Below are 14,565 nucleotides of genomic sequence, written 5' to 3' on the forward strand. Positions count from 1 at the left end.
GACCCGCACCGCTCAGCCCGCCTGGCCGCGCACGCGCTGGAGCAGGGCCACGACCTCTCGACTGACGCGCTCCGGGAGGAGCGCCTTCAGCGTGCTGGTGGTGGCTCGGCGGGCCAGCTGCCGGGGGGTGGCGAGGCCGACCTCGCGCTCGATGGCGAAGCTCGCGAGGTTGTCCTTGGCCCGCGCCAGCCGGCCACGGTCGTCCTCGGCCCAGGCGCGCCGACCACGCCGGGCGCGGACGACCTTGACCAGGTCGTCCATCCGGCCGGCTTCGGCCAGCGCGACGTAGAGCCGCAACGTGGGGGGCTGCGCGTCGAGGAGGCGCTGCGGCAGCCCCGACACCACGTGCCGGAAGAACGTGAGGTATGCCGCGCGGTAGGCGCCGTCGGACTCCGGCAGGGCCGCGGTGTAGAGCGGGAGGTCGAGCTGGAGCACCTTGATGTCGTGGTGCTCGCGCAGGTCGAGCAGCTGCTGCGCCTGGAGGAACTCGTCGACGTCGCGCACCGCGGCGAAGCGGTCGGTGAGGTTGGCGAGCTCGTTGCGGCGCTGGGTGATCGAGCGCTCGCCCTGCCGGCTGCGCCACCGGTAGACCGGCTCGTGCACGACGGCGACCGGGCCCGAGAAGTGCAGCGCGCGCACGGTGACGGGCAGGTCCTCGTAGAGGACGCCCTCCGGGAACCGCAGGCCGTGCTCGAGCAGGAACGCCCGCCGGTAGACCTTGTTCCAGGCGGTCGTGTCGTAGATCAGGGAGGGGTCGTCGACCAGGACCACGCGGTCGCCGACGTCCTGCAGGGCCCGGGCGTGCAGGCTGCTCGGCCAGTCGCGCTCGCCGTCGGTGCGGTTCACGGCACCGGTCGCGACGTGCACCCCGTCGGCCACCGCGCGGCGGACCAGGTCGGCGTAGGCGGGCAGCAGCACGTCGTCGCCGTCGAGGAAGCCGACGTAGTCCCCCGTGGCGAGGTCGATGCCAACGTTGCGCGCCGCGCCGAGCCCGGCGTTCGCCTGGTGCACGACCCGCCACAGGGGCCGGCCGGCCGCGATCTCGTCGCAGATGGCAGGGCTGGCGTCGGTGGAGCCGTCGTCGACGATGATGACCTCGGTGTCGTGCGGCACGCACCGCGCCACCGACTCGAGGCACTCGCGGACCCAGCGCTCGACGTCGTAGACGGCCACGACGACGCTCAACACGGGCGTCGGGCCCGGGATCGCCGTCACCGAACGCGGTAGAGAGTCAGGTTGCGGGCCTCGGACTCGAAGACGGGTTCCCAGCTGGACGGCGGCCCGGAGGGGTTCCTGACCGTCCACGGCCGAAGCGCCGTGAGGCAGAAGCCGCAGGTGCGCGAGCCTGGCCGGAACAGCAGCACGTAGTCACCGCTCACGGGCTGGGCGTCCTTGCCGGTGAGGGAGACCGGCCGGCCCTCCCACACCTTGTCGCCGCCGAAGAAGTCACGCTGGTAGGCCGGCAGGATGCGGGCGGTCTCCCAGTCGGTCCAGATCTTGGTGGTCTTGAAGTCCTGCTGGTCGAGGTGGTCGCGCAGCTCCTCGAGCGCGTCACCACCCCCGACCGCGAAGGCCGTGCTGGCCGGTCCGGTCGTCGCGTAGCGGGCGCCCTCGTAGACCGGGACGGCGAGGACGAGCACAGCCACGAGCGCGGGAAGGACGCGGCCGACCACTCGCGGTGCGCCGGCCGAGGCGAGCCGCCGGACGACCCACGCCGTCGCGAGGGCGGCGATCCCGGCCACGACCAGCGACTCGGCGGGGACGAACGGGATCCAGTAGCGGGCGATGTCGAGCCGGCCACGAGGATGCGCCGGGTCGAGTCCCCCGGCGGCCAGGACGGTGAGCGTGTAGACGCCCAGGAACCACCAGGCCATCAGGCGGATGCCGCCGTTGCGCACGAAGATCCCGAGCGCGGCGACCACGCCGATGACGACCATGGCGGGTCCGCCAGCCATGGCCCACGCCATCGTGGGGATGAAGGTGAAGTAGGTCAGCCGGGGCTGGTTGACCAGGTTGCCGTTGGCCAGCTCACCGGTCGCCGTCTTGGTGGCGCTGATGTCCGTGCCGCTGAGGACGTGCAGCTTGAGCAGCGGGTCGCCGTAGGCGATGGCGCTGATGCCGATGTCGACCGCGGCCCAGAACGCCAGCGGGAGCAGCAGGAAGACCGCCGTGCGGACCAGCCGGCCACGCCGCCAGAGGATGACCGCGATGAGCGGCCAGGCCAGCATCGACGTCTCGCGGGTCTCGAACCCCCAGCCCAGCAGGAAGCCGACGACCACGACCAGGGTGATGGTCCAGCGGTCCCAGGCCTCGCGGTCCCGGGCCACGAGCGCGACCACGATGGCGAGCGTGAAGATGGCCATCGACATGATGTCGGGGTAGCCGCGCGAGAGGTTGTAGAACACCACCGTGTTGGACACGAGCAGCACGACCGCGACCAGCCCGGCCAGCCGGCCCCACCACCGGCGACCCAGCAGGTAGACCGCGCCCGAGAGCACTCCGGCCGACAGCAGCGGCCAGAAGTAGTAGGTGGCCTGGGCGTTGCGGAACACGAAGGCCGGAGGCATCGACGCCAGGATGATGCCGTAGCGCGTGTAGCCCAGCGGGACCCAGCTGTCCTCCGGGAAGTGCATCGCCGCCCGCACGTAGTGCCAGGGGTCGGTGGGCACGATGATCGACCGGAAGACGTAGGCCAGGACCATCACGGCCACCCCGACGAGCCCCGCGACGAGCAGGTCGCTGCGCGACCACGGTGTCCCCGCCAGCCAGTCGCGGCGCGGCTCGGTCGGCCGGGTCGGCGCTCCCTGCTCGCGTGCCTCCGGTGGCTCGGTCGACTCGGTCGGCTCGGTCGACTCGGTCGACTCGGTCCGATCGGCGTCGCCGACCCCGTCTCGGGACGCCAGGGCGCGCTCACGCCTGGAGCTCTCGATGTGGGTCAAGGGTTCCTCCGGAAGGTCGCGCGGGGTGGGGGCAAGGGTATCGGCTGAAGCTGCCAGCCCGGTCACGCCACTCAGCCGAGCACCCGCTCGATGAACCTCGCCGAGGCCCCGCCGTCCTCGAGGCCGGTGAAGCGCTCCCGGAACGCCTGGTACCGCGCGGCATACTCCGTCGTCACCTCGTCGAGGCGCCCGAGGGCGTCGATGACGGCCGACGACTCGGTGAGCAACGGCCCGGGGGCGTCCTGCTCGAAGTCGAAGTAGAAGCCGCGCAGGTTGTCGCGGTAGTCCGCGAGGTCCCAGGTGAAGAAGAGGATGGGCCGACCGGTGTTGACGAAGTCGAACATCACCGACGAGTAGTCGGTGATCAGCACGTCGGACACGAGGTAGAGGTCGCGGATGTCGGGGTAGCTCGAGACGTTGCGGACGAAGCCCCCGAACATCGCGGCGTCGATCTGCGACGACACGAGCTGGTGGCCGCGGATCAGCAGCACGCTGTCGTGGCCGTAGGCGCGGTAGAGCGCCTCGAGGTCGAGCTTCATCGTGAACTGGTAGCGACCGCTCGCGTTGTAGTCGTTGTCGCGCCAGGTCGGGGCGTAGAGGATCACCCGCTTGCCCTCGGGGAGGTCGAGCCGCCGCCGGGTGGCCTCGGTCTGCTGCTGCGCGAGCTCGGGCCGGTAGAAGATGTCGTTGCGCGGGTAGCCGATCTCGAGGACCTCACCCGGGTACTGGAACGCCTTGCTCAGGATGGCGGTCGAGAACTCGTTGGGCGAGACCAGCGCGTCCCACTTGGCGACGTCGCGCGCGAACTGGGTGAGGTAGTTCTTGTTGGACATCTGGATCGACTCGATGTCGAACCCGATCCGCTTGAGGGGCGTGCCGTGCCACGTCTGGGCGTAGGTGCTGCCCTCGCGCTTGACGTAGTGCACGGGCATCGAGTCGTTGCTCACGACCCAGCGGGCGGTACCGAGCCGGCGGTAGTACTCACGGCTGCCGGTGATCACCCGGGTGACGCCGTCCGGGACCTCGACGGCGTGGTCCTGCACGGCCCACACGCACGGCCGCGGGTCGCCCCGGCGCTGCAGCTCCTCGAAGATGGCGCGCGGGTTGTCGGAGTACTGCCGGCCCTTCCAGGCCTCGAAGAAGATGGTGTCGTCGAGGGGTCGGCGACGCTGGAGCCGGTAGTAGTACTTGCGGTTGCGCATCCGGTGCAGCGCACCGCGGTCCTTGTAGTCACCCGAGGCGTCGACGACCAGCGACAGCTCGTGCGCCGAGTCGGAGCGCAGCTGGTAGGTCAGCCCGTCGACCACGCCGGTGCTGGCGAGCAGCGCTTCGGCCGTGCTGGCAGTCCGCACGCTGCGTTCGCGTTGCCCGTCGTCCTCGGTGGTGAGGTTGACGAACCAGCGGCCGTCCTCGAGCCAGCGCAGCACTGCCGAGCCGGGCTCGCCGCGGGCCGGGATGGTGGCCCGCCAGCGGGTGCCCTCGGCGGTCACCGGGATCTGGTGGCTGGCTCCGCTGCCGGTGGTCAGGGAGAGCGCGTCCACCCGCGCACCGCTCGCGTCACCCTCGAGGTGCAGACCCTCGTCGTCCCAGTGGAACGAGGTGAGGACCGGTCCGGGCCGGGCATCCCACAGGCGGGCGCCTCCGTCGGCGCCCTCGCGGACGACGATGGAACGGTTGCGAAGGGTGACGAAGGCGTCCTCCATCTCCGGGGCCAGGTGCAGCAGGGTGCGCGGAGCTGCGTCGAGGGCCTGGTCCGGGTCGGCGAGGCCGAGGACCCACTCGCGGGCGGCGAAGGATGCGGCCCGCACCTCGAGCTGGTCGGCGCTGACCACGGCGGTGGCGGTGCGGCCGTCGGTGGCCAGGGGGATGGTGACCCCCCGGAGGGCGTCGGTGCGGCGCAGGTAGAGGACGGTGTCGTCCCAGTCGCCAACGGTCCTGCGCAGGGTGAGCCGGAGGTTGTCGCCCTCGGCGGACACCGACTCCAGGAGGGCCTCGGTGCGGTAGACGGTGACGGTGAGCTTGCGGGCGTCGTACCCCGGTACGGCGAGCTGGTCAGGGGCGATCAGCCGGCGACGCGGGTGGCGGCCGGCACCCAGCTCGGGGTTGCCCACGCTGGAGCCACGTCGTGCGGCGGGGGTGGCGAGCTGCACCAGCAGCTCGTAGCTCGCCTCCTGCTCACCGGGGGCGAGGTGGAGGCGGCTGCTCGGGATGCGCGCGCTGAAGCCACCCGCGTCGTAGGACACCGCCGTGCCGGTGGTGTTGGCGGTCAGGTCGGGCCGGCGCACCCGGCGCGCGCGGACGGAGACGCGTTCCGCGGCGGGGGCGCCCACACGGCGCAGCTGGAACCGGCGCACCGACGACACCGAGGTCGCTTCCGGGACCCGGTGGATGAAGGCGTGCCCCTCGACGACGAGGGAGTCGCCGTCCCACTGCACGTCGCGGACCCCGGTGCGCAGCGGCTGGGAGCGGGTCGTCTCGTAGACCGAGGCCGGGATCCCCTTGCTGGGGTCGGTCCGGAACGGCAGGTCGGCGTAGAGCCGGACCCCCGACCGCACGAAGTTGCCGCGGTTGGCGGGCACCCGGTAGTAGTCCTGCACCTCGAGCAGCTCGGGCAGCATGCCCCTCGAGATGAGGTGGTACTGCAGGCGCCGGATGGGGGGGAGCTTCGCGACGGCCGCGGCCGGGATGCGCTCGAGGTAGCTGCCCACCAGCTCGACGACCCGCTCGCGGAACTCGTCGTTGCCCTCGTGGAGGACGTCGATGAACAACGGGATGTCGACCGACAGGACCTTGGCGTCGTGCACCGCCTTGCCCTGCTTGTCGTCACGGGCGACGAGGAAGTCGTCGACCGCGGCCACGGCGGCGAGCCGGTCGACGAGGTTCTTGGTCTCGGCCCGGCGCTGGGTGATCGACTGCACGGCGGTCTGGCGCTCACGCCACAGGTAGACCGGGTCGACCAGGACGTCGACCGACCGCGCCAGGAAGTGCGCCGGGAGGGTGAGCGGGATGTCCTCGTAGTAGACGCCCTCGGGGAAGCGCAGGCCGTGCTCCGCGAGGAAGGCCCGTCGGTAGACCTTGTTCCAGGCCGTGGTGTCGAAGATGAGCGAGGGCGTCTCACGGATGTGGGTGCGCATCTGGTTGCGCTTGATCGCCCTGCGGTGCAGCGGGGAGTTGAAGGTCTTGGCGCCGTCGAAGCGCAGCACGCCACCGCAGACGATGTCGGAGCCGCTCTCGGAGACGGCGTGGAGCATCAGCTCGTACGCGTCGCGCGGGATGAGGTCGTCGGAGTCGACGAAGGCCACGAACTCCGAGCTCGAGTGGTCCATGCCGATGTTGCGGGCCCGGCCGAGGCCGCCGTTCTCGACGTGGAGGACCTGCCAGTGCGACCGGTCCCTGGCGAAGGCGTCGGCGAGCTCCCCGGAGCCGTCCGTCGACCCGTCGTCCACGAGGATCACTTCGAGGTCCTCCAGCGTCTGGGCCACGAGGGAGTCCAGGCAGGCCACGAGGTAGTCGCTCACGTTGTAGATGGGCACGACGACGCTCAGCGAAGGCATGGAGGAATGGGTCTCTCTCTGTGGGGGTCGGTCAGCAGCGGTCTGCAGGGTCGGTCGATCGGGGTCAGGCCATGCTAAACGCAGGCGGGACCCGCGACCCCCATCGGCGGCCCGTCGTTCAGGGCGTGCTCAGGACCTGGCGAACGCGGGTCAGCCCTGCTCGATCCGCACGCGGCTGGTCAGGAACCCCCAGCCCCAGGCCAGGTGCATCGTGGGCAAGATCACGGGCAGCCAGACCCGGTCGCGCGGCTCCAGCCGGGGGTCGCGGACGCTGAGCCCGCCCGCCGTCGTGAGCACGAGGTATGCCGCGGGCACCAGCCAGAGGGGCCACCAGAGGAAGCCGCCGACGAGCCCGGCGACGACGCCGACCAGCGCGACCGGCGGGGCGAGGTACCGCGCGTTGATGGTGCCCGCGTGGGTGCGGGCGACGACGCGACGCCAGCGCCCGTAGTCGCGGTACTGCCGCGCCAGGGCGGCCAGGGTCGGGCGGGGGCGGTAGGCCACCCGCAGCCGTGGCGAGAACCAGACGAGCCCGCCGGCCGCACGGATCCGGTGGTTGAGCTCCCAGTCCTGGGCGCGGACGAAGCGCGGGTCGTAGCCCCCGAGCCGGGTGAGCCACTCGCGCCGGAACACCCCGAGGTACACGGTGTCAGCGGGTCCGGCGCCGCCGCCGGTGTGGAAGCGCGAGGCCCCCACGCCGAGGCGTGAGGTCATGGCGGCCGCGACCGCTCGCTCGAAGGACGTGACGCCCTCGGCGTCCATCAGCCCGCCGACGTTGGCGGCCCCGGTCTCGTCGAGCAGCTCCACCGCCGTGCGGACGTAGTCGCGGTCCAGCACTCCGTGTCCGTCGACCCGCACGACGACGTCGGCGTCGCCCAGGGCGGAGATGGCGGCGTTGAGCGCCTCCGGCGTGCGCCCCGACGGGTTGGCGACGCTGCGGACCTCGGGGTGCTCGGCGCAGAGCTGCTCGGCGATCTGGTCGGTGGCGTCCGTGCTGGGCCCGAGCGCGAGCACGAGGTGCAGGTCGCCCGCATAGTCCTGGCCGAGCACGGCGTCGACCGCCTCGCGCAGGTGGCGCTCCTCGTTGAGGATCGGCATGACCACGCCGACGGCTGGCTGGGGTGCTGCTGGCGCGGGGGGGTCGTCGTGGTGCTGGGTCGTCATGAGGCTGCTGAGCATACGGAGGAGAGGTCGTCCTCCGCCGCGTTGCCTGCTGCCTTGTTCGGGTCCTGCACCGCCGTGCCGGGCTGGGCCACCGGCTTCCTCGGGCCGGCCCGGCGCTTGCCGTCGGACGTCTTGGTCTTGGACGTCGTGCTGGCGCTGGGGGTCGTGCCCTTGGCTGCCGCGGCCCGCTCCGACGCCTTGATGGTCTTCTGGACCGTCGAGGTGACCAGGGTGGGGTCGTAGTCCCAGGGCTTCATCAGCGGGGGCACGAAGTTGACGCTGCGGATGGGGTGCTGCCTGGTCTTCATGGCCAGGTCCGCGAACCGGCCGAGCTCGGACTGCGGCAGGTCGGTCTGGATCAGCCCCGAGCTCGCACCCGCGATCTTCTGGAACCGCACCAGCACGGTCTGCGGGTCGAGCTGGTCGGCCATGGCGGTCATAACGCAGCGCTGGCGGGCCATCCGCTCGTAGTTCGTGGACCCCTGCCGGGACCGGGCGTACCAAAGTGCGTGGAAGCCGTCGAGGTGCTGCTCCCCCGGCTCGATCCACCCGACGATGGGCGAGGTCCCGCCGCCGATCGGGGTGCGGTACTTGACGTTGATGTCGAGGCCACCGACCGCGTCCACCATCTTCTTGAAGCCGCGCAGGTCGATCATCACGTAGTACTGGACTTCGAGGCCGCTGAGCGCCTCGACCGCCTCGCGGGTGGCCAGCACGCCGGGGTTGGCGGTGCCGGGCGGGAACTTGGCGGCGTTGTCCTGCGCCCACGTGTAGAGGCCGTTGAGCAGGCACTCGTCGCCGCAGTTCCAGCCCTGCGGCATCAGCCGCGCCATGGTGGAGCCCGGCCGGAAGTTGATGTTCTCGGTGTCGCGCGAGAAACCGAAGGTCACCGCGCTGCCGGTCTTGGCGTCGATGCTGACGAGCTGGATGCTGTCGGGGCGCGTGCCGACCCGGTCGCGCCCGGAGTCGGCGCCGAGCATCAGGATGTTGTAGCGCCCGTCGACCGCGCCCACCGCTTCGTTGCCCTGGAACAGCGCGCTCATGGCGTCGCGTCCGGCACCCACCGAGCTCGCGGCATACACGAGCCCGCCGGAGGTCACGACGAGCAGCGCCGCCGTCACGCCGGTGAGCCAGCGCCGGGTCGTGAGCAGGAGGGTCGCCGGGCGACCCAGCCGCCACGCGTCGACGAACAGCACCGCCCACAGGACGGCGAAGCCGGCCAGCAGCCACTGGAGCACGGTGAGGACCCATCCCCGCCCGAGCATGCCGATGGCCAGGGACTGGCTGAGCATGAACACGACGGCGACGAGCACCGCCAGCGCTGCGAGCGAGGCCCACACCCGCAGGGCGAACCTGCCGAGGCCCCGACGCCCGGCGACGAGCTGGGCGCTGCCGGGCACCAGGAGGGTCAGGAGGACCAGGGTGAAGGCCCGCCGCCGGCGCATCCGGGGCGTCAGGGAGTCGGCGTCACCGAGCCCACCGCGCGCCCGCCCGGACACGTAGACCCCGGTGTCGTCGCCCGCGTACGCGGCATGGGAGGCCCTCATGGTGGACCAGTATCGGGCAGCGCCAGTGTGATTCCTGTGACGCATGTGATTTCCCGAGTGTCGCCCGGTCCGGCGGCGATGGTCGGGTTCGTCCCGTTCTGGGTGCTTTGGCTGCCCGCGGCGGCAACCCACCGGCACCGTGCGGTGTTTTGCCAGTCCACAGCACTGCACTGGACACTGGACGACATGACTGGACGCCGCAGCGGCCCCGACGACGCCCGAGCCATCCCCCAGAGAGGGTCCGGCGACGACGCGACGGGGGCCGGCGACGGCTCCGAGGGCGTCTACACCGTCGACGTCCGGGGCCGACGACGCCCGAGGCCGGCAGCCGACTCGAGGTCGACGGCCGCCTCCGGGTCGACGGCCGCCTCCGGGTCCGCGGCCTCCGGGTCCGCAGCCTCCGGGTCGACGCGGGCCATGCCCACGAACGCCGCCCCGCCTGCCTCCGGCCGTCCGCGCCGGGCCACTCCCCCACCCCCGGTCCAGCCCGGTGGCCACGACGACGGCTACGACGACGGGTACGACGACCAGCCGCGGCGCCGGCGCCGGCTCCCCGTGGTCCGCATCGTGCTCCTGCTCGTCGTCGCGTGGGTGGCCTTCATGGTCTTCACGCCACTGCACGCCTGGAGCTCCGTGACCAAGGTCGACACCACTCCCGGCGGCACCCGCCCGGCGGACTCCAAGGGCTACAACTACCTGCTCGTCGGGTCGGACAGCCGGGAGGGGCTGACCAAGGCCCAGCGCAAGGAGTACGCCACCGGCAACGCGGCCGGCCGACGCACCGACTCGATCATCCTGGTCCACGTCCCCGCGGGCGGTGGCAAGCCCGCGCTCATCTCGCTGCCGCGCGACTCGTTCGTGCCGATCCCCGGCCACGGCAGCAACAAGATCAACGCCGCGTTCGCGCTCGGCGGCCCGAACCTCCTCGTGCAGACCGTCGAGCAGGCGACCGACCTGCACATCGACGGCTACGTCGAGATCGGGTTCGCCGGGTTCGCCTCGGTCGTCGACAGCGTCGGCGGCGTGAACATCTGCGTGCCCTTCACCATGAACGACAGGAAGGCCGGCATCAACCTCAAGAAGGGCTGCCAGGTCCTCGACGGCAGGAACGCCCTCGGCTACGTCCGCGCCCGCTACTCCGACCCGCGCGGCGACATCGGCCGGGCCGAGCGCCAGCGCCAGTTCCTCGCCGCGATCATGAAGAAGGCGCTGACCCCCTCGACGGTCCTGATCCCGACGCGCTACTGGTCGTTCTCGCACGCGGCGGCCCAAGGGCTCATCGTCGGCGAGGACACCTCGATGCGTGACGCCAGCCGGGTGCTGCTCGCCATGCGCGCGGTGTCGAACGACAAGGGCCTGAGCCTGGTCGTCCCGCTGTCCAGCCTCAACTACCAGACCAGCGCGGGCAGCTCGGTGAAGTGGGACACCGCCCGGGCGAAGGCGCTGTTCACGTTGCTGCGCAACGACACCCCGCTCGAGGCGCCGCCGGAGGGCACCGACGGCAAGCCCTCCGGCGGCTGACCCGGCCCACCCGCCACGGACAGCCGCGGGGTATGCCGCCCACGCGACATACCCCGCCCCTCACCCCACCCTGTTCCCACCTTTATCGGGTCACCGGGAAAGGGCGGCTTCACCCTGAAACGGTTCCGGGGTGAAGCCGCCCTTTGTCCCTAGACCCGATAAAGGTGTGACCGCGGCGCGAGGGTCACCTGCCGGCGAGGAGGTGGCGGCCCATCACCACGCGCTGGATCTGGTTGGTGCCCTCGTAGATCTGGGTGATCTTGGCGTCGCGCATCATCCGCTCGACCGGGAAGTCGCGCACGTAGCCCGCGCCGCCGAGCAGCTGCACCGCGTCGGTGGTGACCTGCATCGCGACGTCGGAGGCGTAGCACTTGGCGGCGGCGCCGAAGAACGGCAGGTCCTTGTCGCCGCGCTCGGACTTCGCGGCCGCGACGTAGACCATCTGACGAGCCGCCTCGACGGCCATCGCCATGTCGGCCAGCATGAACTGGATGCCCTGGAACTCGGCGACCGCCTTCCCGAACTGCTTGCGCTCCTTGACGTAGCCGATCGCGAAGTCGAGGGCGCCCTGCGCGATCCCGACCGCCTGGGCGCCGATCGTCACGCGGGTGTGGTCGAGGGTCGCGAGCGCGATCTTGAGGCCCTCCCCCTCCGCGCCGACGACCCGGTCGCCCGGGATCCGCACGTTGTCGAAGTGCAGCTCGCGGGTGGGTGAGCCCTTGATGCCGAGCTTGCGCTCCTTCTCCCCGAAGGTGAAGCCCTCGTCGGACTTCTCCAGGACGAACGCCGTGACGTTGTTGCCGCGCTTGCCGTCGGGGTCGGTGACCGCGAGGACGGTGTAGTACTCCGAGACGCCGGCGTTGGTGATCCACGACTTCTGGCCGTTGACGACCCAGTCGTCGCCGTCCCGGCGGGCGCGGGTCCTCATGGCCGCGGTGTCCGACCCGGCCTCGCGCTCCGACAGCCCATAGGAGAACGTCGTCCGCCCCTCGGCGAGCGGCGTGAGGTAGCGCTTCTTCAGGTCGTCGCTCGCCGCCAGGATCAGCGGCATCGTGCCGAGCTTGTTGACCGCCGGGATCAGCGACGCGGAGGCGTCGACGCGGGCGACCTCCTCGATCACGATGCAGGTGGCGAGCGCGTCGGCGCCCACGCCGCCGTACTCCCCGGCGATGTGCGGGGCGAAGAAGTCCGACGCCACCAGGGCGTCGTGCGCCTCCTGCGGGTAGCGCGCATCCTCGTCCACGGCCGCGGCATACGGGGCGATCTTGTCCTCGGCGACGGCACGGACCGCCTCGCGCAGGGCCTCGTGGTCCTCGGAGATCTTGAACAGGTCGAAGTCGGGGTTACCAGTGCTCACAGTCCCTCAGGTTACCCGCTGGTATGCCGCGGGGCAGCGGCTCTGCGTGTGTGCTTGCCGACACCTGCGGATCCCCGACAATCCGGACACGAATCGAGGTGTTGCCCCTCCGGCGGTCACCGCCAACTGGTACAAACTTGCCGACGCACTCTCCGGGCCTCGTCAGCCCACTTCCTCGGGGGGATCCCACCACATGAGCAGCCCTGCCCGCGTCCGCGCGGGACTCACCCTTGCCCTCACCACGGCGCTGGCCGTCAGCGCGGTGCCGGCCACCCAGGCCGCCAGCCCGTCGGCCGCGCACGACGGGGCGGCCTTCAAGGTCCGCGCCGTCAACGCCATGGTCCACGCGGCCTCGGCCCGGCGTGCCGCTGCGTCCGGTGGCGACACCCCGCAGCTCTCGGCGTCGAAGGCTGCCCGCACGGCCGCCGCCACCGACCAGGCGCCCGACGCCGGGCTCCCGGCGACCCGCACCCTGGCCGCGCCCGACACGGTCGCGGCCGATCCCACCTGTGACGACCTCGACCTCGACTGGACCCCGACCAACGACCGGGTGTGGATCCACTGGCAGAGCCTGGGCCTGGACAACTACACGATCCTGCGCCAGCGCGACGGCGGCGCCTGGAAGCAGATCGGGGTCGTCGGCGCCGACCAGACCTCGTTCGTCGACCGCACCGTCAACCCGCGCGGGCTCTCGACCTACCGGCTCGACGCCGACAACATCAGCTGTCAGCTCGGGTCGTGGGTGACCATGGCGAGCGAGGACGGCTGGGGCGTCCCGGATGCCGTCTTCGGCACCGCCGCGGGCGAGGGCGACGGCACCGGCCCCCTCCTGATGCAGGACACCTCCTCCTACGCCATGCCCAGCTCGTTGACCGGCATGGACCCGGCCTACTCGCCCGACGGCCGGCTGCTGGCCGCCGCCGACAGCCCGGACGGCATCACCTGGACCCTCCAGGTCAGCGAGGTCAGCCCGAGGGGCGTCGAGGGTGCCTACCGCAGCAGCAGCCAGCCCGCGGGCACGCTCGCCGCCGAGCCCTCCTTCGCTCCCGACGGCCGGCGCCTCGTCTACACCCGCTACACGGTCGACTCGGTCACGGGCGACGTCACCGGCTCGCAGCTGCGCATGCTCGACGTGGTCACCGGGGTCGACACCGCCGTGAGCGGGTCGACCGGGCTGGTCCAGGCCGACTGGCGGTCCGCCACGACCCTCATCGCTGCGGGTGGGGCACAGGGCGAAGGCCTGTTCACGCTCGCCGCTGCGGGCGGCACGAAGGCCCCCGTCGCGGGGACCTCCAACGCCGGGTTCCCCGAGGTCGCGCCCAACGGCAAGACCTACTTCACGACCGGCGACGGCACCACCTTCGCCCTCAAGGTGCTGTCCACGACCGGCGCCATCACTCCCCTGCAGACCAGCACCACGCACAACTTCGAGAGCCCGCGGGTCTCGCCCGACGGGACGCTGTTCTACGTCGACGTCGACCTCAAGGTGCTGGACGACCCGACCGACAACACCTTCACGGTGATGTCCTCGGCCAACGCGACGGGCACCCCGGAGGCGACCGCCATCGGCGCCCGGCGGCCGGGCAGCGCCCAGGGGTTCTTCGGCTACGACGTGCGCCAGCCGAAGTCCAAGGGCACGTCCGACTTCGTCGGCAACGCCGGCCCCGACATCCTGGCCCGCGACTCCGCCGGCACCCTGTGGGCCTACCCGAGCACGCCGGACAAGATCGCCGGCACGCGGGTCAAGATCGGCACCGGCTGGAACATCTACAACGCCTTCCTGGCCGCCGGTGACTTCAACGGCGACAACCGGGCCGACATCCTCGCGCGTGACACGAGCGGCAAGCTGTGGCGCTACGACGGTCGCGGCGCGGGCAAGGTCGCGGCGCGGGTCCAGGTCGGCGCGGGCTGGGGCAGCTACCTGCCCCTCGCCCCGGGTGACTTCAACGGCGACGGCCGGGCCGACCTCATCGCCCGGTCCTCCACCGGCGAGCTCTGGCTCTACCCGGGCACCGGGCTCGGCACCTTCGCGGCCCGGACCCGGCTCGGGACCGGCTGGCAGGTCATGAACAGCATCGTCGGCGTCGGGGACTTCGACCTCGACAACGACGCGGACATCGTCGCCCGCGAGGCCTCCACATCCAAGCTGTGGCTCTACCCGGGCAACGGCAAGGGCGGCTTCAGCGCCCGACGCCTGGTCGGCAGCGGCTGGAACACCTTCAAGGGGATTGCCGGCCCGGAGCTGCTGGGCACGAACCCGTTCGTCTACGCCAAGACCGGCGACGGCAAGCTGCTCGCCTACCTCGTGGTCGGTGACGGGCGGTTCGACGGCAACGAGGTCTACCTGGCCGGCACCGGCTGGGGACCGTACTCGTTCACGTCCTGACGCCGCGCTGACCCGGCGACGCGGCGACGCCGAGACAGCCAGAGAGCGGTGCCGAACAGCGAGTACGACGGGCGGTGTGCAGCGTGGTCACCACGCT

At 71.6% G+C, this 14,565-nt stretch carries 8 protein-coding genes; 2 read left to right on the top strand and 6 right to left on the bottom strand.

The genetic code is table 11. The features are described 5' to 3' along the window. Positions 1-12: 12 nt before the first annotated feature. The 5 genes from ABD262_RS18255 to ABD262_RS18275 all read right to left on the bottom strand — a co-directional run bounded on the left by ABD262_RS18255 (position 13) and on the right by ABD262_RS18275 (position 9,204). Positions 13-1,215, bottom strand: a complete 1,203-nt coding sequence (locus ABD262_RS18255) for a glycosyltransferase family 2 protein (RefSeq protein WP_344139261.1) — start codon at positions 1,213-1,215, stop codon at positions 13-15. Then, positions 1,212-2,939 (bottom strand): glycosyltransferase family 39 protein, encoded by a 1,728-nt coding sequence (locus tag ABD262_RS18260; RefSeq protein WP_344139263.1) that lies wholly within the window; start codon positions 2,937-2,939, stop codon positions 1,212-1,214. The genes ABD262_RS18255 and ABD262_RS18260 overlap by 4 nt, the downstream gene beginning before the upstream one ends. Positions 2,940-3,010: 71 nt before the next feature. Beyond that, positions 3,011-6,493 (bottom strand): bifunctional glycosyltransferase/CDP-glycerol:glycerophosphate glycerophosphotransferase, encoded by a 3,483-nt coding sequence (locus ABD262_RS18265; protein WP_344139265.1) that lies wholly within the window; start codon positions 6,491-6,493, stop codon positions 3,011-3,013. 150 nt (positions 6,494-6,643) lie between these two features. Next, positions 6,644-7,657, bottom strand: a complete 1,014-nt coding sequence (locus ABD262_RS18270; protein ID WP_344139267.1) for a glycosyltransferase family 2 protein — start codon at positions 7,655-7,657, stop codon at positions 6,644-6,646. Beyond that, positions 7,654-9,204 (bottom strand): LCP family protein, encoded by a 1,551-nt coding sequence (locus ABD262_RS18275; protein WP_344139269.1) that lies wholly within the window; start codon positions 9,202-9,204, stop codon positions 7,654-7,656. Before ABD262_RS18275 ends, ABD262_RS18270 begins: the two co-directional genes overlap by 4 nt. A gap of 186 nt (positions 9,205-9,390) precedes the next feature. On the opposite strand from ABD262_RS18275, the gene ABD262_RS18280 reads away from it, so the two are divergent. Next, positions 9,391-10,725 carry an LCP family protein gene (locus tag ABD262_RS18280; protein WP_344139271.1) on the top strand — a complete coding sequence of 445 codons (1,335 nt, stop codon included), beginning with the start codon at positions 9,391-9,393 and terminating at the stop codon, positions 10,723-10,725. Between the two features lie 184 nt (positions 10,726-10,909). On the opposite strand, the gene ABD262_RS18285 is transcribed toward ABD262_RS18280, so the two are convergent. Then, positions 10,910-12,082 (bottom strand): acyl-CoA dehydrogenase family protein, encoded by a 1,173-nt coding sequence (locus ABD262_RS18285; RefSeq protein ID WP_344139273.1) that lies wholly within the window; start codon positions 12,080-12,082, stop codon positions 10,910-10,912. 193 nt (positions 12,083-12,275) lie between these two features. Between ABD262_RS18285 and ABD262_RS18290 the strand changes: the two genes are divergently transcribed. Continuing rightward, positions 12,276-14,468, top strand: coding sequence for an FG-GAP-like repeat-containing protein (locus ABD262_RS18290; protein ID WP_344139275.1), 2,193 nt, complete (start codon positions 12,276-12,278; stop codon positions 14,466-14,468). Positions 14,469-14,565 lie beyond the last annotated feature (97 nt).

The sequence above is a fragment of the Pedococcus bigeumensis genome (assembly GCF_039531795.1).
Classification (GTDB): domain Bacteria; phylum Actinomycetota; class Actinomycetes; order Actinomycetales; family Dermatophilaceae; genus Pedococcus; species Pedococcus bigeumensis.

Excerpts from the sequence above, each read along its gene's own strand:
- ABD262_RS18265 (WP_344139265.1), bottom strand. The coding sequence starts at position 6,493 with ATGCCTTCGCTGAGCGTCGTCGTGCCCATCTACAACGTGAGCGACTAC.
- ABD262_RS18270 (WP_344139267.1), bottom strand. The coding sequence starts at position 7,657 with ATGACGACCCAGCACCACGACGACCCCCCCGCGCCAGCAGCACCCCAG.
- ABD262_RS18275 (WP_344139269.1), bottom strand. The coding sequence starts at position 9,204 with ATGAGGGCCTCCCATGCCGCGTACGCGGGCGACGACACCGGGGTCTAC.
- ABD262_RS18280 (WP_344139271.1), top strand. The coding sequence starts at position 9,391 with ATGACTGGACGCCGCAGCGGCCCCGACGACGCCCGAGCCATCCCCCAG.
- ABD262_RS18290 (WP_344139275.1), top strand. The coding sequence starts at position 12,276 with ATGAGCAGCCCTGCCCGCGTCCGCGCGGGACTCACCCTTGCCCTCACC.